At 70.2% G+C, this 19,761-nt stretch carries 18 protein-coding genes and 1 tRNA gene; 17 read left to right on the plus strand and 2 right to left on the minus strand.

The features are described 5' to 3' along the window. Window positions 1–27 precede the first annotated feature (27 nt). Together ITJ57_RS07510 and pth are read left to right on the plus strand one after the other, a co-directional pair. Complete coding sequence (locus ITJ57_RS07510; RefSeq protein WP_194669497.1) at window positions 28–636, plus strand: 50S ribosomal protein L25/general stress protein Ctc; 609 nt, start codon at window positions 28–30, stop codon at window positions 634–636. Between the two features lie 128 nt (window positions 637–764). Beyond that, window positions 765–1,346 (plus strand): aminoacyl-tRNA hydrolase, encoded by a 582-nt coding sequence (gene pth, locus ITJ57_RS07515; protein WP_056007476.1) that lies wholly within the window; start codon window positions 765–767, stop codon window positions 1,344–1,346. Window positions 1,347–1,397: 51 nt separating this feature from the next. Here the strand turns inward: pth and ITJ57_RS07520 are convergent, their stop codons facing one another. Next, window positions 1,398–2,183, minus strand: coding sequence for a pyrimidine reductase family protein (locus tag ITJ57_RS07520; protein WP_194669498.1), 786 nt, complete (start codon window positions 2,181–2,183; stop codon window positions 1,398–1,400). 23 nt (window positions 2,184–2,206) lie between these two features. Next, window positions 2,207–3,145: a dihydropteroate synthase gene (folP, locus tag ITJ57_RS07525; protein WP_194669499.1), complete on the minus strand. Its 939-nt coding sequence runs from the start codon at window positions 3,143–3,145 to the stop codon at window positions 2,207–2,209. Window positions 3,146–3,270: 125 nt separating this feature from the next. On the opposite strand from folP, the gene mfd reads away from it, so the two are divergent. The 15 genes from mfd to ITJ57_RS07600 all read left to right on the plus strand — a co-directional run bounded on the left by mfd (window position 3,271) and on the right by ITJ57_RS07600 (window position 19,759). After that, window positions 3,271–6,894: a transcription-repair coupling factor gene (gene mfd / locus ITJ57_RS07530; RefSeq protein ID WP_194669500.1), complete on the plus strand. Its 3,624-nt coding sequence runs from the start codon at window positions 3,271–3,273 to the stop codon at window positions 6,892–6,894. A 72-nt stretch (window positions 6,895–6,966) separates the two neighbouring features. Next, window positions 6,967–7,935 (plus strand): alpha/beta hydrolase, encoded by a 969-nt coding sequence (locus tag ITJ57_RS07535; protein WP_194669501.1) that lies wholly within the window; start codon window positions 6,967–6,969, stop codon window positions 7,933–7,935. Window positions 7,936–7,988: 53 nt separating this feature from the next. Then, window positions 7,989–9,440 carry an aldehyde dehydrogenase family protein gene (locus ITJ57_RS07540; protein WP_194669502.1) on the plus strand — a complete coding sequence of 484 codons (1,452 nt, stop codon included), beginning with the start codon at window positions 7,989–7,991 and terminating at the stop codon, window positions 9,438–9,440. Beyond that, on the plus strand, window positions 9,437–10,117 hold the full coding sequence (locus tag ITJ57_RS07545) for a MazG family protein (RefSeq protein ID WP_194669503.1): 681 nt from the start codon (window positions 9,437–9,439) through the stop codon (window positions 10,115–10,117). The genes ITJ57_RS07540 and ITJ57_RS07545 overlap by 4 nt, the downstream gene beginning before the upstream one ends. Before the next feature lie 52 nt (window positions 10,118–10,169). After that, the gene (hisS, locus tag ITJ57_RS07550; RefSeq protein WP_194669504.1) at window positions 10,170–11,477 is read left to right on the plus strand and encodes a histidine--tRNA ligase; all 1,308 of its coding nucleotides are present in this window, start codon (window positions 10,170–10,172) and stop codon (window positions 11,475–11,477) included. A gap of 143 nt (window positions 11,478–11,620) precedes the next feature. Then, window positions 11,621–12,619: an endonuclease/exonuclease/phosphatase family protein gene (locus tag ITJ57_RS07555; RefSeq protein WP_194669505.1), complete on the plus strand. Its 999-nt coding sequence runs from the start codon at window positions 11,621–11,623 to the stop codon at window positions 12,617–12,619. Between the two features lie 116 nt (window positions 12,620–12,735). Continuing rightward, window positions 12,736–14,016 carry a phosphopyruvate hydratase gene (eno, locus tag ITJ57_RS07560; RefSeq protein WP_056007454.1) on the plus strand — a complete coding sequence of 427 codons (1,281 nt, stop codon included), beginning with the start codon at window positions 12,736–12,738 and terminating at the stop codon, window positions 14,014–14,016. 74 nt (window positions 14,017–14,090) lie between these two features. Continuing rightward, window positions 14,091–14,900 (plus strand): septum formation initiator family protein, encoded by an 810-nt coding sequence (locus ITJ57_RS07565; protein WP_194669506.1) that lies wholly within the window; start codon window positions 14,091–14,093, stop codon window positions 14,898–14,900. A 38-nt stretch (window positions 14,901–14,938) separates the two neighbouring features. Beyond that, window positions 14,939–15,460, plus strand: a complete 522-nt coding sequence (locus ITJ57_RS07570) for a DUF501 domain-containing protein (protein WP_194669507.1) — start codon at window positions 14,939–14,941, stop codon at window positions 15,458–15,460. Window positions 15,461–15,561: 101 nt separating this feature from the next. Further along, window positions 15,562–16,788, plus strand: coding sequence for a S8 family serine peptidase (locus ITJ57_RS07575; protein WP_370582261.1), 1,227 nt, complete (start codon window positions 15,562–15,564; stop codon window positions 16,786–16,788). Between the two features lie 66 nt (window positions 16,789–16,854). Next, the gene (locus tag ITJ57_RS07580; RefSeq protein WP_194669509.1) at window positions 16,855–18,393 is read left to right on the plus strand and encodes an NAD(P)/FAD-dependent oxidoreductase; all 1,539 of its coding nucleotides are present in this window, start codon (window positions 16,855–16,857) and stop codon (window positions 18,391–18,393) included. Window positions 18,394–18,495: 102 nt separating this feature from the next. After that, window positions 18,496–18,569, plus strand: a tRNA-Leu gene (locus ITJ57_RS07585). 36 nt (window positions 18,570–18,605) lie between these two features. Continuing rightward, window positions 18,606–18,821, plus strand: a complete 216-nt coding sequence (locus ITJ57_RS07590; protein WP_194669510.1) for an Lsr2 family protein — start codon at window positions 18,606–18,608, stop codon at window positions 18,819–18,821. A 104-nt stretch (window positions 18,822–18,925) separates the two neighbouring features. Continuing rightward, entirely contained in the window at window positions 18,926–19,174 is a 249-nt protein-coding gene (locus tag ITJ57_RS07595) for a hypothetical protein (protein ID WP_194669511.1), read from the plus strand. A 273-nt stretch (window positions 19,175–19,447) separates the two neighbouring features. Continuing rightward, window positions 19,448–19,759, plus strand: coding sequence for a rhodanese-like domain-containing protein (locus ITJ57_RS07600; protein ID WP_194669512.1), 312 nt, complete (start codon window positions 19,448–19,450; stop codon window positions 19,757–19,759). Window positions 19,760–19,761: the final 2 nt, after the last annotated feature.

Consider the following 19,761-nt stretch of genomic DNA (forward strand, 5'->3'; position numbering starts at 1 on the left):
GGGTGCAAGGCCCGTGAGGAGAACATCATGTCTGAAGACCTGAAGGTAGCCGCGGAACTCCGCGAATCGTTCGGCAAGGGCGCAGCCCGCAAGCTTCGTGCCCTCGGCAAGATCCCCGCCGTGCTCTACGGCCACGGCACGGAGCCCGTGCACGTCTCGTTGCCCGGCCACCAGATGCTGCTCATCCTCCGCAAGTCGAACGCGGTCCTCGAGCTCGACATCGACGGCAAGGGCCAGCTCGCCCTGGTGAAGGACGTCCAGAAGGACCCCGTGCGCCAGATCATCGAGCACCTCGACCTCATCGTGGTCAAGAAGGGCGAGAAGGTCCAGGTCGACATCCCCGTGACCATCGAGGGCGAGTCCGCAGCTGGCACCATCCTCAACCAGGACGCCACCACGGTCAGCCTCGAGGTCGAGGCGACCCACATCCCCGAGCGCGTCACCGTCAGCGTCGAGGGCCTCGAAGAGGGCGCCCAGATCCTGGCCGGCGACCTCGAGCTCCCGAAGGGCGCGTCGCTCATCACCGAGGCCGACGTCCTCATCGTCGCGATCACCGTGCCGTCCGCTCCGGCCGACGAGGAGACGGAGGCCGCTGAGGCCGCCGCCGAGGAGACCGCAGCCGAGGCCGCAGAGTAGTCACCACCCCAGCAGACGAACCTGTCGCCCGCCGGCTCCGATACGCTCGGAGCATGGCAGGCGGCAGGTTCGCTCGGTTTCTGGCCGGTCTCACCGGGCGTACCGAGGCGTTCGATCAGGAAGGCAGCATGGCTGCAGACACATGGCTCGTCGTCGGGCTCGGCAACCCTGGCGAGCAGTACGCCCGCAACCGGCACAACGTCGGGCAGATGGTCCTCGACGAACTCGCCAAGCGGATCGGCGGCACCTTCAAGAGCCATAAGGGCAACGCCCGCGTGGCGGAGGGACGACTCGTCCCCGGAGGTCCGAAGCTCATCCTCGCGAAGCCCAACAGCTACATGAATCTCTCCGGCGGGCCGACCGCTGCGCTCGCCCAGTTCTTCTCGGTGGAGCCCGATCACGTCATCGCGGTCCACGACGAGCTCGACATCCCGTTCGATTCGATCAAGCTCAAGCAGGGCGGTGGTCACGGCGGCCACAACGGCATCCGCGACATCGCTGCGGCCCTGAAGACTCCCGAGTTCTCCCGGGTGCGCGTCGGCATCGGCCGCCCGCCCGGCCGTCAGGACGCAGCCGACTTCGTCCTCAAGGACTTCGCGGGGACGGAGCGGGAGCAGCTTCCGATGCTCGTCTCGGACGGGGCGGACGCTGTCGAACTCCTCGTGTCCGAAGGGCTGCTGGCGGCCCAGACCCGGTTCCACGGGGCCTGACCCCCGCGAGCTGCGGGGTCGTCAGCGCCACGGTGGTGTCCCGGGGCCGGGTCACCGGGTAGACGACTCCGGCGCGGACGTCGGTCGGGCTCGCACGTACCGGGAGAGCAGCAGGTCCTCCGAACGCAGGAGGTGCTGCAGGTGGAACCCGCGCGGCGCCGCCGGCGACGGCCCGGCCGAGATCCGCGAGCTCTGGCCGCCGACGAGGGTCGGACTGATCGTCAGGCAGAACTCGTCGACGGCGTCCGCGTCGATGAACGAGCCGAACAGCGCCGGCCCGCCCTCGCAGAGGATCTGCCGCAGGCCGCGTTCCGCGAGGGCTGCGACCACCCGTGCCGGTTCGACGTGCTCGTCGCCGCACACGACGACGTCGGCGACCGCTTCGATCGCCGCACGCTTCGCCGGGTCGGCTCGATCCGTCGTGATGACGAGCGGGCGGACGGGAGCGAGGGTGAAGACGTCCGAGCGGAGGTCGAGGTCGAGCGAACCGGAGACGATCGCGAACACGGGGTGCAACGGGAGGTCGTGTTCGTCCCGCCAGGTCGCGGCGTCGACGTCGAGGCGCATCGCCCCGTACCCCTCGTCGCGTACCGTGCCCGCTCCGACCAGGACGACGTCCGCCAGTCGGCGCAGGACGTCGAACACGACCTTGTCGGCCGGCCCGCCGAGGTCTCCCGAGACGCCGTCGACGGTGGCGCCGCCGTCGAGGCTCGCCACGAAGTTGACGCGTACCGTCGTGACGGCACGGTCGTCGACGGAGTACGCGGCCACGAGGTCGTCGATCGACAAGGGCTCGTCGCGGCCGGGGACGAGACTGGTGATGCTGGGGATGCTCATCGGGCTCCTCGAGGGGGTGTGGGTCAGAGGTTGTGGACGGGCGCGACCGGCGCGCGGAAGCCGAGGATCGCCTCGACCATGCGCACGGCGGCGATGGATTCCGGCACGGCGTGCATGCGCACGATGCGGGCACCCAGCAGGATGCAGGCGGTCGCCGCGGCGAGCGACCCTTCGAGGCGCTCGGTCTTCGGGCGGTCCAGGGACTCGCCGATGAAGTCTTTGTTCGACACGGCGGCGAGCGTCGGGAAGCCGAGTGCGGCGATCTCACCCAGGTGACGGGTCAGTTCGAGTGTCTGCACGGTGGTCTTGTTGAGGTCGTGACCTGGGTCGACGATGAGCCGGGACTCCGGGACACCGTGGGCGATCGCGAGCTCCACCCGGTCCGCGAGGAACGCGGCGACCTCGCGCGCGACGTCGTCGTAGTGCGGTCGAGGGTGGGGCTGCCTGGGCTTCGCCAGGCTGTGCGTGATGACGAGGGTCGCCTCGCTCGCGGCGACCACGTCGGCGAGTGTGGGATCGTGGATGCCCGTCGTGTCGTTGATGACGGAGGCACCGGCCGCAATGCAGGCGGCGGCGACCTCGGGGCGGAAGGTGTCGACGGAGATGACGACGTCGCTCCGAGCGGCGAGGGCCTCGACCACCGGGAGGACCCGGTCCAGTTCCTCGGCCGCCGGGATCTCCGGACCGGGGGCGAACTTCGCGCCGCCGATGTCGACCCAGTCCGCGCCCTGTTCCGCGGCCGTCACCGCCGCCTCGACGGCGCGGTCGAGCGAGAACGTCGCGCCCTGGTCGAAGAAGGAGTCGGGAGTGCGGTTGATGATCGCCATGACCGCGACCTGCTTCGAGAAGTCGAACGTCCGTGCACCGATCCGGCGGATCGGCTGACGGATGGGCGGGAGGGGGAAGCCGCGAACCGGCTCCACCGCTGCGTACTGGTCGGGCCGGGGCTCCGTGCTGGTCATGGCTCAATCATGGCGCGTCCGACGGACCGGGACGGCGCATGAGGCGTCGTCCGCAGCCGATTGACAGCGGTGCAGCGCTCGTCCGTCCGGTCACCGGTGTCGGTGGCTCGGCGTAGGCTGTCCCGGTGACGCTTCAGGGTTTGACTCACGCGCTTCGGCGCGCCGCAACGATCGACGACGCCCTCGCGTACGCGGGCAAGAGCGCGGATTTCTCCGTGATCGACGGCCTCCGTGCCCCGCTCCTCGCGGCGCTCATGGACGAACGCGGTCGCCAGGGGGCATCCCAGGCGGCCCTCGTCGTGACGGCGACCGGCCGCGACTCGGAGCGACTCCGCTCCGCGCTCAGCGACCTCATGCCCGAAGCCGAGATCGTGGAGTTCCCCGCCTGGGAGACCCTGCCGCACGAGCGCCTCAGCCCGAGCGCGGAGATCGTCGGGCGACGACTGGAGGCGCTCCGGCGGCTCGGCGCCTGGACCGGCGAGCGTCCGTTCCTCCTCGTGGCGTCCGTCAGGGCGGCCCTCCAGCCCGTGGCGGACAACCTGACCGACACCGCCCCGATCGAGCTCGTCCAGGGTGGCCGCGGACACGATCTGGCCGCCATCGCCCTGCGGCTCGTCGAGTTGGCGTACACGCGCGTCGACATGGTGTCCCGACGCGGCGAATTCGCGCTGCGCGGCGGCATCCTCGATGTCTTCCCGCCCGTCGCGGACCACCCCTACCGGGTCGAGTTCTTCGGCGACGAGGTCGACGGCATCCGGGCGTTCTCGGTGGCCGACCAGCGCTCGCTGCCCGAACCGGTCGACGCGATCCGCCTGCCGCCGTCACGCGAGTTGCTCCTCAGCCCCGCCGTCCGGCAGCGCGCCGCGGAGATGCAGCACGAGTTCCCGAGCCTGACGGGCATCCTCGAGAAGATCGCGGAGGGCATCGCGGTCGAGGGCATGGAGTCGCTCACCCCGGCGCTCGTCGACCGCCTCGTGCCGCTGACGCACTACCTGCCCGACGGCGCGGCCGTCGCCGTCGTCTCACCCGAACGCGTCGTCACCCGCTCGATCAGCCTCGCCGAGACGAACCGCGAGTTCCTCGCCGCAGCCTGGAGCGCGGCGACCGTCGGGGCGAACGCGCCGATCGACCTCGCGTCCGGCGACTTCATGTCGCTGGGGGCGCTGAAGGACTCCGTCACGTTCAGTGCGCCAGGGGCTCCTGCCCCCGACCACCCGTGGTGGACCCTCAGCGGCTTCCGTGCCGGGCCCGACGTCGAGACCCTCCCCGAACACCTCGAACTCGACGAACTCCTCACCGTCACGGTCGAGGGCGACACGGTGCCGAGTTTCCACGGCAACGTCGAGGGCGCCATCGAGCACGTCGCCGCCCGCGTCCGTGAGGGCTGGACGGTCATCGTCGCCGCCCGTGGGGTCGGTCTCGTCGAGCGCGCCGCCGACGTCCTCGCCGAGCACGAGATCGCCGCGCGCATGGTCGACGAGCTGCCCGCGGACCCGGAACCCGGCGTCGCCTACCTCCTGCAGGCCGACGTCGAGGGCGGCTTCGAGCTCGCGCCGTCGAAGCTCATGCTGCTCGGCGAGACCGAGTTCTACGGGCGGACCGCCGGCTACGACTCTCGACTCGTCAAGAAGCTCGCCACCCGCCGGAAGAACGTCGTCGACCCGATGCAGCTGCGCTCCGGCGACTTCGTCGTGCACCAGACCCACGGCATCGGCAAGTTCGTCGAGATGACCCAACGGGAGGTCTCGAGCGGTGGCCGCAACCCCGTGAAGAGCACCCGTGAGTACCTGGTGCTCGAGTACGCGCCGTCCAAGCGCGGATACCCGGGCGACAAACTGCTCGTCCCCACCGACCAGCTCGACCTCCTCACCCGCTACGTCGGTGGCGAGGCACCGCAGCTCAGCAAGATGGGCGGTAGCGACTGGTCGCAGGCCAAGAGCAAGGCGCGCAAGGCCGTCCGCGACATCGCGGTCGAGCTCGTCAAGCTGTACTCGGCCCGCATGGCGTCGAAGGGACACGCCTTCGGGCCCGACACCCCGTGGCAGCGCGAACTCGAGGAGGCGTTCCCGTTCGCGGAGACGCCCGACCAGTTGCAGACCATCGACGAGGTCAAGGCTGACATGGAGCGCGAGATCCCCATGGACCGCCTCCTGTCCGGCGACGTCGGGTTCGGGAAGACGGAGGTCGCCGTCCGGGCGGCGTTCAAGGCGGTCCAGGACGGCAAGCAGGTCGCGATGCTCGTGCCGACGACCTTGCTCGTCAAGCAGCACTTCGAGACCTTCCAGGAGCGCTTCGCCGGATTCCCGGTGCACCTCCGGCCGCTCAGCCGCTTCCAGAGCGACAAGGAGGCGAAGGAGGCGCTCGCCGGACTGGCGGACGGCACGGTCGACGTCATCATCGGGACCCACCGCCTGCTGACCGACAAGGTGCACTTCAAGGACCTCGGTCTCGTGATCATCGACGAGGAGCAGCGGTTCGGCGTCGAGCACAAGGACGCCCTCAAGAAGCTGAAGACGAACGTCGACATCCTGGCGATGAGCGCGACGCCGATCCCGCGCACGCTCGAGATGGCGGTCACCGGCATCCGGGAGATGTCGACCCTCGCGACGCCGCCGGAGGATCGGCACCCGATCCTGTCGTTCGTCGGCCCGTACAACGGCAAGCAGGTCTCGGCGGCGATCCGGCGCGAGCTCCTCCGTGAGGGGCAGATCTTCTTCGTCCACAACCGCGTCTCGTCGATCAGCCGGGTCGCGGCCGACCTCGCCGAACTGGTTCCTGAGGCTCGGATCGCGATCGCGCACGGCCAGCTGGGCGAGGCCGCACTCGAACAGGTCGTCGTCGACTTCTGGGAGCGCCGCTTCGACGTCCTCGTCTGCACGACGATCATCGAGACCGGCCTCGACATCTCGAATGCGAACACGATCATCATCGACCGTGCCGACAAGTACGGCCTGAGCCAGCTGCACCAGCTCCGCGGGCGGGTGGGGCGCGGTCGCGAGCGAGCGTACGCGTACTTCCTCTACGACGAGCACAAGCCCCTCTCCGAGACCGCCCACGACCGCCTGTCGACGATCGCGGCCAACAACGAGCTCGGCAGCGGCATGCAGGTCGCGCTCAAGGACCTGGAGATCCGCGGGGCCGGCAACATGCTCGGTGGCGAGCAGGCGGGACACATCGCCGGTGTCGGGTTCGACCTCTACCTCCGCATGATCGGCGAGGCCGTGTCGACCTTCCGCGGCGACGTCGCCGAGGGCCAGACGGAACTCCGGCTGGAACTGCCGGTCGACGCACACATCCCCGAGGAGTACGTCGACAGCGAGCGCCTGCGGCTCGAGGCCTACCAGAAGCTGTCCGCCGCCTCCGGTCCCGCCGCGAAGGACGGCCAGATCGACCTCGTCATCGACGAGCTCACCGACCGCTACGGGGAACCGCCGGCGCAGGTGAGCACGCTCGTGGCGGTCTCGCGGCTGCGGCAGCGGGCGCAGCGGTCCGGGCTCAGCGACCTCATCGCCGTGGGGCCGAACCTCCGGGTCACGCCCGCGGATCTGCCGGATTCGATCCAGACCCGGTTGCGGCGCATGTACCCCGGTGCCAAATACCTCGCTCAGACGAACACGGTCATCGTGCCGTTGCCGCGGGTCGGCGACGAAGCCTTGGCAGACACGGATCTCATCGCGTGGGTGCAGCAGTTCCTGAACGCGATCTACCCGTTGCCTGAGGCACCTGCGGGGGAGACGCCGCGGTCCTGATGGGACCGCGGGACGAGGAGGTCGGCACCCGCGGCTGATCCGACAGGTATCGTTCATTCCTAGCGTGGAGGGATGAAGAAGTTCCTCCGCATCGTCCTCACCGGGGTCGTGGCGCTCGTCGCGCTCGTGCTCGCCGGGCTCCTCACCACAACCATCGTCAACACCGCCGCATCGGCTTCCGAGGCCACGCGCATCGAGGACTACGGGCAGCGGGTCGAGGTCGACGGCAGACGCATGAACGTCCAGGTGGCGGGGGAGGGCGACCAGACGATCGTCCTCCTGCCGGGCTTCGGTACCGGTTCGCCCGTGCTCGACTTCTCGCCGCTCACCGACGAGCTGGCCGCGACGTACCGGGTGGTCGTCGTCGAGCCGCTCGGGTACGGGCTCAGCGACCAGACCGACGTGCCCCGCACGACCGCGAACATCGTCTCCGAGATCCACGAGGCCGTGTCCGCGCTCGGCATCGACCGGTACGTGCTGATGGGGCACTCCATCGCGGGGATCTACGCGCTGGACTACGTCGAGCGGTTCCGAGACGAGGTGACGGCGTTCGTCGGCATCGACAGCAGCGTCCCCGACCAGCCCGGGATGGACGTCTCCCTGCCGGTCGACGCCCTGCGCGCGGCCAAGGCGCTCGGCATCACCCGTCTCGTCACGGCGCTGTCGGGAGACCCGTATCCGGATCCGCCCTACGAGCAGCACACCCGGGAGCAGCTCGGGATGATCTCGCAGCGGAACACTTCGAGCGCCACCTCGTCGGACGAGATGTCCCGCATCGCGGCGAACTTCCGCGCGGCGAAAGGGAAGACCTTCCCGAGCGACCTGCCGGTGCTGCTCTTCGTGCAACGCCACAACCCGACGGTGGAGGGCTGGCTCCCGCTGCACGAGGACCAGGCGGCGAGCGTCATCCACGGCGAGGTCGTCCCGCTCGACGCCGACCACTACCTGCACCACACGAAATCGCCCGAGATCGCGGCCGGGGTCGGGCGATTCCTCGCCGTAGCGGGCGTCGGTGAGCCGGCCGTCCCACCCCGCGGATGATCGGTCGGCGGACGTATGCTGGGGCGCACGATCCCGTCGAGTCGGAGGAACCCATGGCGACCACTACCCGGACGATCCAGGACCCGGAGACGGTCGTCGCCGACACCGTGGCCCGGCTCCGACAGACCTTCGACCGCGGGGCGACGAAGCCCCTCGCCTGGCGCCTCCGGCAGCTCCGTGCCCTGAAGCAGCTGCTGCTCGAACGCGGGGATGAGTTGGAGCGGGCGCTCGCGACAGATCTGGGTAAGAGCGGCACGGAGGCGCAGATCACCGAGATCGGTCTGCTCATCAGTGAGCTCGACCACACCCTGAAGCACCTGAAGCGCTGGGTCAGGCCGCGGCGGGTGGCCGTACCGCTGACCCTCGCGCCGGCTTCCGCGTCGGTCGTCGCGGAGCCGGTCGGCGTGGTGCTCGTGATCGGGCCATGGAACTACCCGGTCCAACTATGTCTCGGGCCGATGATCGGAGCGCTCGCCGCGGGGAACGCCGTCGTCCTGAAGCCCAGCGAGCTCGCCCCGGCGACGAGCGCGGCGCTCGCCCGGCTGCTCCCCGAGTACCTCGACGACCGCGCGGTCGCCGTGGTCGAGGGCGACGCGGAGGTCGCCGCCGCCCTTCTCGCCGAACGGTTCGACCACCTCTTCTACACGGGAGGAGCCCCCGTCGGGCGGGTCGTCGCCCGGGCGGCGGCGGAGCACCTGACGCCGATCACCCTCGAACTCGGCGGGAAGTCGCCGGTCTACATCGACGACACGGTCGACCTCGCGGACGCCGCCCGACGGATCATGTGGGGCAAACTCATGAACGCCGGCCAGACCTGCGTCGCCCCCGACTACCTGCTGGCCACGAAGTCCGTGGCCGACCGACTGGTCCCGTACCTCCGCGATGCGGTCGCGAACCTCTACGGCGCCGACCCGGCCGGCAACGCCGACTACGGTCGCATCATCTCCGACCGACATTTCGGACGGGTCAGTGGCCTCCTCGACGGTCTGGAACCGGTCATCGGCGGTGCCGTGGACGCGTCACAGCGGTACATCGCCCCGACGGTCGTGAACGGTGTCGAGGCGTCCGCCCCGATCATGCAGGAGGAGATCTTCGGGCCGATCCTGCCGATCCTCCACGTGTCCGGGCTCGAACAGGCCATCGCCCACATCCGGGCGGGGGAGAAGCCGCTCGCGCTCTACGTCTTCAGCGACGACGCGGCCACCCGCCGTCGGTTCAGCAGGGACACCTCCTCCGGAGCCCTCGCCTTCGGCACCCCGGCCGCCCACCTGATGGTCCCCGGGCTGCCGTTCGGCGGTGTCGGAGGGAGTGGGATGGGCGCGTACCACGGCCGCCACTCCTTCGACACGTTCAGCCACGCCAAGGCCGTGTTCTCGAAGCCGCTCACGCCCGACACCCTGTCGCTCGTCTACCCGCCCTTCACCGAGGCCAGGGACCGCATCGCGCGGCTGCTCTCCCGGACCGGTCGGGCGAGCGGCGAGCGTCGCGGTGGACCGAGCCGATGAGCACCGAGCCCGTCGGCGACACCTCCGGTGCGCGCCTCGTCGAGGCGATGCGCCAGATCCGCGACCGCTGCGTGTGGACGCAGGGCATCGATCATCGGATGCTCGTCCCGTATCTGATCGAGGAGAGCTACGAACTCGTGGAGGCGGTCGAGGCGGGGTCGCGCGAGGATCTCGTCGAAGAACTCGGCGACGTGCTGTGGCAGGTCGTCTTCCACGCGGAGATCGCGTCGAGGGATCCGGACGCGCCGTTCGACTTCGACGACGTCGCCGACGCGGTCACCCGCAAGATGGTCCACCGGCACCCGCACGTCTTCGGCGACGAGCAGGCACCGACCCCGGAGGACGTCCTGCGGGTCTGGAACGCGGCGAAGGCGACCGAGAAGGCGCAGCGGGCGAGCGCCCTCGAGGGGATCCCGCAGGCGATGCCCTCGCTCGCCCTCGCCGACAAGGTGCTCGGCCGCGCCGCGCCGCTGGGCGTGCGGCCGGAGCCCGAGGCGGAGCGGTTCGCCGACGAGGACGCCCTCGGTGACCACCTCCTCGCCGTGGTCGCCGCAGCGAAGGCGGACGGGCTCGACGCCGAGCGGGCGCTCCGCGGGGCGGTCCGTCGGCTCAGCGCGCGGGTGCTCGACGCCGAGCGCCCGGGTGCGGAACCGACGACGTCCGACCGGGACGGCTGACCGCCGGTCACCCGCTCACGGGACACCGTCGGCGCCGTGCCAGAATTGAGGCATGGCTGCTCCAGTGAACCCGCCGCGCGGCATGCGTGACTTCCTCCCCGCCGACAAGGCCCGTCGGGAGCACGCGTTGGGCACCATCCGCCGGGTGTTCACGGCGCACGGCTTCGACGAGATCGAGACGCCGGTGGTCGAGGAGTATGACCGCCTGCACTCCGGGCTCGGTGGCGACAACGAGAAGATGGCGTTCAACATCCTCCGGCGCAAGCTCACGCCGGAGGCCATCGTGGCCGCGGCCGAGAACCAGACCGAGCTCACCGACCTCGGGCTGCGGTTCGACCTCACGGTGCCGCTCGCGCGGTTCTACGCCTCCCACCGGGCGGAGCTGCCGCCGGTGTTCCGCTCCATCCAGATCGCACCGGTCTGGCGCGGCGAGCGCCCGCAGCAGGGCCGGTACCGCCAGTTCGTGCAGTGCGACATCGACATCATCGGTGAGGCCTCGAACCTCGCCGAAGCTGAACTCATCACGGCGACGCTCGCGACCCTGGTCGAACTCGGGATCACCGGGTCCACGGTGCGCATCAACGACCGCCGCCTGCTGATCGGCATGCTCGACTCCCTGGGGTTCCCCGCCGACACGCACGCGCAGGTGCTCATCACGATCGACAAACTCGACAAGATCGGCGAGGCGGGCGTGGTCGCCGAACTCCGCGAACGCGGGGTCGATGCCACCGCCGTCGATGCTCTCGAAGCCTTCTTCTCCCGGCCGCAGACGATGGAGTCCAACACCTTCGGCGAACGCGCGATCCGGAAGGCCCTGCCGGCCGGCGCGGACGACACCGTGGTGGCGGAGCTCGACGCGCTCGGCAAGGCCGTCGCCGCGGCGAGCCCGCTCCAGGGCCAGCCGGCCGACCCGTTCGCGAACCCCCTCGTCTTCGACCCGTTCCTCGTGCGGGGGATGGGCTACTACACGGGTGCGATCTTCGAGATCGCCCACCCGGATCTCGGATACTCGCTCGGCGGTGGCGGTCGCTATGACGGGATGATCGGTCGCTTCCTCGGTCAGGACGTGCCAGCCGCCGGATTCTCGATCGGGTTCGAGCGCATCGTGGACCTCGTCGAGCTCCCGAGCGACGCCGCCGGCGAATCGGTCGTCCTCGTGCACGACCGCGACGTCTCCGCGTCCACGCTCGTCGCGCTCAAGGCGGGACTCGTCGCCGAGGGTCGGCGCGTCCGACTCGAGGCACGCGTGAAGAACCTCCGCGCGCTCCTCGACCGCGTGACGACGGCCGGCTTCGGTTCCTTCGCCTTCGTGACGGCGGAGTCGACGCGCGAATCGCTCGAGTTCAAGCCGCTCGACTGAGCCTCGGCACGACGAGGTCCGCGACGCACGGCGCGCTTCCGAGCGCCTGCCCAGCTCCTCGGGGGAGGATGGAGCATTCCGACGGAACCGCACCGCGAGGTGGACGCCCGCTCATGACCCCCTCGACCGGAGAACTGGTTCCGATGACCGCCACGGCCTCTCAGACGCGCTCCCGCCGCGCGCCGGAGACGGCCGTCCCCGTTCGACGCGGCGTCGGTCGTGTCCGTCGCAAGGCGACCACGATCGCGTTGCTCGTGGGTGTCCCGCTCGCGCTCCTCACGGCCGCGCATGCGCTCGTGCCGGACGTCCTCGGCCTGGGACTCGTGTGGGACAACGCACTGCCGTGGACCTGGGTCGTGCTCCCCGTCCTCGCCCTCCTGCTGCTCGTGGCGCGGACGCCGGGTGCCGTCATCGGCCTGCTCGCCCCGATGCTCGTCTGGGCCTTCCTGTTCGGGCCGGGCGTCGTCCCGCTGGGCGACGCGCGGCAGGGTGTCCCGGCAGCGGCTTCGCTGTCCGTCGCCAGCCAGAACCTCGGCCCGGCGGGCGACCCGGCGGTCATCGCGGGCTCGCTCGCGGCGAGCGGGGCCGACCTCATCGCGCTGCAGGAGATCGAGGACCAGGACCGAGAACCCCTCGCGGCGACCCTCGACGCCGACTACCCGTACTCCGTCCTCACCGGGACCGTCGGCCTCTGGAGCCGGTACCCGATCGAGGACTCGGTCGGCCTGAAGCTGGGCCTCGACTGGTATCGGGCGATCAACGCCGTCGTGGAGACGCCGTCGGGTGCGGTGAGCGTCTACGTCATCCACGCCGACTCCGCCCGCCCCGGCGCGCACGCCGAGCGCGACGTGATGCTCGAGGAGCTGGCCGAGGCCGTCGCGGCGAACACCAGGGACCGCGTCGTCGTCATGGGCGACTTCAACGCCTCCGCCTCCGACCGCGCGCTCGCCGCGTTGCAGAGCGAGGTCTCGGAACCGAATCAGAGCGAGGGCGGGTTCGGCCTCACCTGGCCGGCGGGAGCCCCGCTCATGCGACTCGACCACGTGTTCGTGCGCGGCATGGTCGCGACCCACAACGCCGTCGGCGACGCACAGGGGAGCGACCACCACGGCATCGTCTCGAGCTTCCGGCTCGACCGCTGAGGCTCGTCACCCGTCGGCGGACCGGGGCCCTGCGCCCGCTCAGCCGATGTCACTAGACTGAGCGCGGGCGGCCGTCGTACCCGTCCCACGTCCCAATCCCCACAAGGAGAACATCAGTGGCACTCATCGAGGCAGTAGGCGCTCGCGAAATTCTCGACTCCCGAGGCAACCCGACCGTCGAGGTCGAGGTGCTCCTGGAGGACGGCACGGTCAGTCGTGCAGCAGTCCCGTCCGGCGCATCGACCGGTGCGTTCGAAGCGTACGAGCTGCGTGACGGCGATGCCGCACGGTACCTCGGCAAGGGTGTCGAGAAGGCGGTCGACGCCGTCCTCGACGAGATCGGCCCGGCCCTCGAGGGCATCGAGGCGGACGACCAGCGTCTCGTCGACCACACCATGATCGAGCTCGACGGCACCGAGAACAAGAGCCGCCTCGGCGCGAACGCCATCCTCGGCGCCAGCCTCGCGGTCGCCCGTGCCGCTGCCGACTCCGCGGACCTCTCGCTCTACCGGTACGTCGGCGGCGCCAACGCCCACGTCCTGCCCGTCCCGATGATGAACATCATCAACGGTGGCTCGCACGCCGACACCGGCGTCGACATCCAGGAGTTCATGATCCTGCCGATCGGCGCTCCGAGCTTCCGCGAGGCGCTCCGCTGGGGCACCGAGACGTACCACACGCTGAAGGGCCTGCTGAAGTCGAAGGGCTTCGCCACCGGCCTCGGCGACGAGGGTGGCTTCGCCCCCGACTTCGAGCACAACCGTGCAGCCCTCGACTTCATCGTCGAGGCCATCGAGCAGGCCGGCTTCACGGTCGGCACCGACATCGCGCTCGGCCTCGACGTCGCCTCCAGCGAGTTCTACAAGGAGGGCGCCTACCAGTTCGAGGGCAAGGCGCTCAACAGCACCGAGATGACCGCGTACTACGCCGACCTCGTCGCGAACTACCCGCTCATCACGATCGAGGACCCGCTGGCCGAGGACGACTGGGCCGGTTACGCCCACCTCACGCCGGAGCTCGGTTCCAAGGTCCAGATCGTCGGAGACGACCTGTTCGTAACGAACCCGAAGCGTCTCGCCGACGGCATCGCCAAGGGTGCGGCGAACTCGCTGCTCGTCAAGGTCAACCAGATCGGTACGCTCACCGAGACGCTCGACGCGGTCTCGCTCGCACAGCGTTCCGGCTACACCACGATCCTCTCGCACCGCTCCGGTGAGACCGAGGACACCACGATCGCCGACCTCGCCGTCGCCACGAACGCGGGCCAGATCAAGACCGGTGCGCCTGCACGCAGCGAGCGGGTCGCGAAGTACAATCAGTTGCTGAGGATCGAAGAGGAGCTGGGCCAGGCAGCCGTCTACGCCGGCCGCAGCGCCTTCCCCCGGTTCACCGCCTAAGCATCGTCACCTGAAGGCTCTCAGGGGTGCCGATCGGCACCCCTGAGAGCCTTCGTCGTGTGCGGGAGGCGCCTGTGAAGAAGCCATCAATGCCGGCCGGGGGCGAGCCCAAGGGCACGCCACCGACGGGCGGGACGCCATCCGCCGGTAGCACGAAGCCGCGGTCCTCGGCGTCTCGGCGGCCGTCGCCCGAGAAGGAGACCACGCCGCGGGGCGCCGCGCCGTCCAAGCGTGCAGCGGGGGCCACGGCGAAGCCCGCGCGATCCGCGGGCAAGGCTTCGCGGCCGGCCGCGAAGCCCGCGCGCTCGTCGGCCGCTCGATCGGCGGCTGCAGGCTCCGCGGGCCCCCGGACGCGCACCGGATCGACCAGGACGGCTCCGGCGGGAGCGTCCGAGGCCGGTGGCTGGCTGCGGAGTCTGCGCCTCTCGGGGTTCAGCGTGCTCCTCCTCGGCATCCTCGTCCTCGGTGTCGTCGTCCTCGCACCGAACCTCAAGACCTTCCTCGAGCAGCGGCAGCAGATCGCGGTCCTGCAGGCCTCGGTGGCCGACACCCAGGCCAAGGTCGACGCCCAGCAGGCGGAGCGCGAACGGTGGAACGACCAGAGCTACGTCATGACGCAGGCGCGCGACCGCCTGTTCTACGCGCTGCCCGGCGAGGTCAGCTACATCATCATCAACGATGTCGATCCGGCGTCGTTGCCCACCGCCGAGACCCCGGTGAGCGACACCCTCGTCGATGCGAAGTCGGACTGGCTCGACGGGCTGTTGGCCTCGCTCGTCGCCACGGGGTACTCGCCGGCACCGACCGCGACCGACGCCACCGACCCATCGCAGACGCCGGCCCCCGCGCAGACGACGCCGGCCGCGCCGCCCGCCGGAAACTGACGTCGAGCGACGTCGGTGATCCCGGCGATAATGGAACCATGAGCACCCCTCCCTTCGGCCCCGTCTCCGAGCGCGACGTCGAGATCGTGTCGGCGCAACTCGGCCGTCCGGCACGGGACGTCGTCGGCATCTCCGCGCGCTGCGTGTGCGGTGCCCCGACCGTGGTCTCCACCGCACCGCGTCTCGCCGACGGCACGCCGTTTCCCACCTTCTACTACCTGACGCACCCTGCGGCCACCGCCGCGGTGTCCTCGCTCGAGGCGACGCAGGTCATGAACGAGTACACCGAGCTGCTCGTCGAGGACGAGGAGCTGCGGAGCGGGTATGCGAGCGCGCACGCCGCCTACCTCGCCGACCGCACCTCCATCGCCGAGGTCGCCGAGATCGATGGCATCTCCGCCGGCGGCATGCCGGTCCGGGTCAAGTGCCTCCACGCGCTCGTCGGCCACGCCCTCGCGGCCGGTCCGGGCGTCAACCCCATCGGCGACCTCGCGCTCGAGCGCGCGACGTGGAGCCCGGAGGTCTGCGCATGCGCGGACGGCCAGGCGGGTCTGGGATAGCCCCCGCACGCGACGGACGTCGCACGCGGGGGAGCGTCGGGGAACGACACGGACGCGGTCCGCGTGGTCTCCGTGGTCTGCGCCCCGCGCTGGGTGCGCTGGTGGCAGTCCTCCTGGTCGTCACGCCGGCACTCCCAGCCTCAGCGGACACCGTCCGCGACATGCAGTACTGGCTCGGCGACTACGGGTTCACCACGGCGTGGGAGACGACGAAGGGTGCCGGGGTCACCGTCGCGGTCATCGACACGGGGATCGCCGACGGTCCCACGGAGTTGAACGGTGCGGTGGCGGGCGGCGTCGACGTCTCCGGTCTCGGCAGCGCCGACGGACGGACCCCGGTCGGGTCCGAGGGGAGCGAGCACGGGACGCTCGTCGCGTCGATGATCGCGGGCCGCGGCCGGACGGGTGGCGCAGGCGTCATCGGTGTCGCTCCGGAGGCCCGGTTGCTCTCCGTCTCCGTCGGGTTCGGCTCGGAGGGGTCCACGGTCGTGCCCTGGGACGAGCAGATCGCCACCGCCGTCCGGTGGGCCGTCGACAACGGTGCGGACGTCATCAACATGTCCCTCACCCGCAACAGTCTCGACTGGCCGACGAGCTGGGACGACGCGTTCCTGTACGCCTTCTCGCACGACGTGGTCGTCGTCGCCGCGGCGGGCAACCGGGGGAGCGGGACGGTCGAGGTCGGAGCCCCCGCCACGATTCCCGGGGTGCTGACCGTCGCCGGCGTGGACCGGACGGGTTCGGCGAGTTTCGACGCCTCGAGCCAGGGCATCACGATCGCGGTCGCGGCGCCGAGCGAGCAGCTCGTCGGGGTGACGCCGGCCGGTTCCTCCGTGCAATGGCAGGGCACGAGTGGCGCGGCGCCGATCGTCTCCGGGCTGGTCGCGCTCGTGCGCTCGGCGTGGCCGGACCTCAGCGCCGCCGACACCATCGAGCGGGTGACCGCCACGGCGAAGCAGGTGGGCGATTCCGCCCAGAGTCCGATCTACGGTGCCGGTCTCATCGACGCCGAGCGGGCGGTCAGCGCGACCGTCGGGCCGGCGTCGACGTCTCCGGAGGAGCAGCTGTCCGACTGGATCACGCTCTACCGGCGCGCCCCGCAGGACACCGATCCGGCCGACGGGTTCTACCGGCCGACGCCGGAACCGCAGCCACCGGCGATCCCCGAGGGCGAGGCCGTCGAGGTCCGCGCGAACCCCTTCCTACCGACGCCCAGCACCCTGCTCTACGGGTCATTGCCGCTGGCGCTCCTGCTCGGAACTGGTAGCCTGGTGGCGCTCGGTGTCATAGGCGCTACCAGGCATTTCAAGCGGGTACTGCGGAAGTAGTACTCTGTTCCGATATTCTCAGACATTGATCTGAACCAATCGTCTTGACGTAGGAGATCGTTCGCCGTGCCCAAAATTCTGATCGTCGGTGGTGGTTACGCCGGGTTCTACACCGCCTGGAAGCTCGAGAAGCAGCTTCGCCGTGGCGAAGCCGAAGTCACCATGGTCGACCCGCTGCCGTACATGACCTACCAGCCGTTCCTCCCCGAGGTCGCCGCCGGTTCCATCGAGCCGCGTCACGCGGTCGTCTCGCCGCGTCGTCACCTGAAGTCCACCAACGTGATCACCGCCAAGGTCACGGGCATCAACCACGCCGAGAAGAAGGCGACGATCACGCCCGAGATCGGCGAGCCGTGGGAGGTCGACTACGACATCATCGTCGTCACCGCCGGCGCCGTCTCGCGTACCTTCCCCATCCCGGGCGTCGCCGACACCGCGATCGGTCTGAAGACGATCGAGGAGGCCGTCGCGATCCGCGACCGCGTGCTCTCCAACTTCGACAAGGCGGCCAACCTGCCGGCCGGTCCCGAGCGCGACCGCCTGCTCACGTTCACCGTCGTCGGTGGCGGGTTCGCCGGTATCGAGGTCTTCGCCGAGCTGCGTTCCTTCGCCAGCTCGCTGTTGAAGTTCTACCCGCAGCTCTCCTTCGAGGACACGCACTTCCACCTCATCGAGGCCATGGGGCGCATCATGCCCGAGGTCAAGATCGAGACGAGCCACTGGGTCCTCAAGAACCTGGCTGAGCGCGGCGCGCTCGTCCACCTCGACACGCAGCTGCAGTCCGCGGTCGACGGCAAGATCGAGCTCTCCACGGGTGAGTCGTTCGAATCCGACCTCATCGTCTGGACCGCCGGTGTCATGGCGAACCCGGGTGTCGTCCGCGGTGGCGACCTCCCCGTCGAGGAGCGTGGCCGCATCAAGACCCGCGCCGACCTCCGCGTCGGCACCGACGACGACATCGTCGAGGGTGCCTGGGCGGCCGGCGACGTCTCCGCGGTCCCCGACCTCAGCGGCGGCGGTGTCGGCGGGTTCTGCGTGCCGAACGCGCAGCACGCCGTGCGTCAGGGCAAGCTCCTCGCGAAGAACATCACCGCGGTCCTCCGTGGCGAGGAGCCGAAGAACTACTTCCACAAGAACATGGGTGCGGTCGCCGGTCTCGGCATCGGCGTCGGTGTGTTCCAGTCGGGCAACCTGGCGATCAAGGGCCTCCCGGCCTGGTTCGCGCACCGTGGCTACCACGGTCTGGCCATGCCGAGCTTCGAGCGCAAGTTCCGCGTCTTCGGTGGCTGGTGGAACAACTTCTGGCTCGGACGCGACATCGTCTCGCTGCAGGCCGTCCAGACGCCTCGCGAGGCGTTCGAGACGTTCGCGTCGCGCCCGAAGCCCCCGGCGGACGCCGCGGCTCCAGCCGCTGCCCCGGCGGCGCCGGCAGCCGCCGAGAAGCCCGCTCGGAAGGCTCCCGTCAAGCGCAAGCCCAAGGCCGCTCCGGCCGAGGCCGCAGCACCCGCTGCCGAGGCTCCCGCCGCTGCCGCAGGTGGTCCGACCGGTGCCGACGACGCACAGGCCTACGCGACGCCCGCAGAGGACGTCAGCGCGAGCAAGTAGTGCAGCTGGGGCGTTCCGCTCCACGCATCGAGAGGCGCATGTCACCGGTCGGCCGGGACATGCGCCTCTCGGCGTCTCACGCCTCGATACGATGAGAGGCACGCCCCCGTAGCCCAACTGGCAGAGGCAGGCGACTTAAAATCGCCGCAGTGTGGGTTCGAACCCCACCGGGGGTACGACGATCCCATCGCGGGAGGTGGGAGGATGGACGCATGGCCACCCGCACGATCACGACGCTCATCGACGACCTCGACGGTTCCGACATCCCGCGCGGGTTGGGGGAGACCGTCCGCTTCGGCATCGACGGCGAGAACTACGAGATCGATCTGACCGACGACAACGCCGCTGCGCTCCGCGAGACGCTGTCCGCGTACGTCGAGGCAGCCCGGCCGGTCGTCGCCGCGGCGTCGCTCCGCCGCTTGCACTGATCGCGGGCAGCGGGAACCATCCCAGGGCCCGCGGAGGTCTGCACGTTCCTCGCGATCCTGCAAGGGGCCGGGTGCGGACCGCGGTGGCCGGTAGCGTGCGGAGCATGAGTACTCCGAACGAATCCGGCCTGAACGACGAAGAGCAGACGACCAAGGACCGCACCTACAGCCCCTCGAGCGAAGCCGAGACGGAAGCCAAGCAGGACGACGGGCAGCCGGTCGTCCGTGACCCCGACATCGCCTCGGGCATGATCAACGTCGCCCCCGGCACGGGTGGGCCGGACGACGTCGGCGACGTGGACGTCGACCCGGGCGAGATCCACCTTCCGCGCGACCCCGACAGCGCCCACTGACCCCTCCGGTCGTCACTGCCCACCCCCGAACGGGGGTCGCCACGTTCGCCTTCCGGGCCGCGACACGGCGGTCCGCGTCACGGAAGGGGCCCGCGGTCCGCTACCTTCGAGTGGGGGCGTCACCCGTGAGCCGGTCCCGGAAGCCGCAAGCTTCCTGGTCGATCGGTTGCTAGACGCCTCAAGTGAGGGCGAGGTATTCGGGTTACCTCGCCCTCACGCCTGCCCGCCGTCAGATCCGGCCTCGGCGCGCCGAGGCGAGGGTAGGCTGAAGCGATGCAGGAGATCACCCCCACCGAACTGAGCAAGCTCGACGAGGCCGTCATCATCGATGTCCGTGAAGCCGACGAGGTCGCTGTCGCGAGCGTGGCCGGAGCACGGCATCTGCCGATGTCGTCCTTCCTCGACCACCTCGACGAGGTCCCACGTGAGGAGACGGTCTACGTGATGTGTCACTCCGGCGGCCGGAGCGCACGGGTTGCGGCGTACCTCGAACAGCAGGGCTATGACGCGGTGAACGTCACCGGTGGCATCTCCGAGTGGGCTGCCAGCGGCCTGCCCGTCCAGCGAGCCGCAGACGCGGGCTGACG

Source organism: Plantibacter sp. VKM Ac-2880 (assembly GCF_015351235.1).
GTDB lineage: Bacteria > Actinomycetota > Actinomycetes > Actinomycetales > Microbacteriaceae > Plantibacter.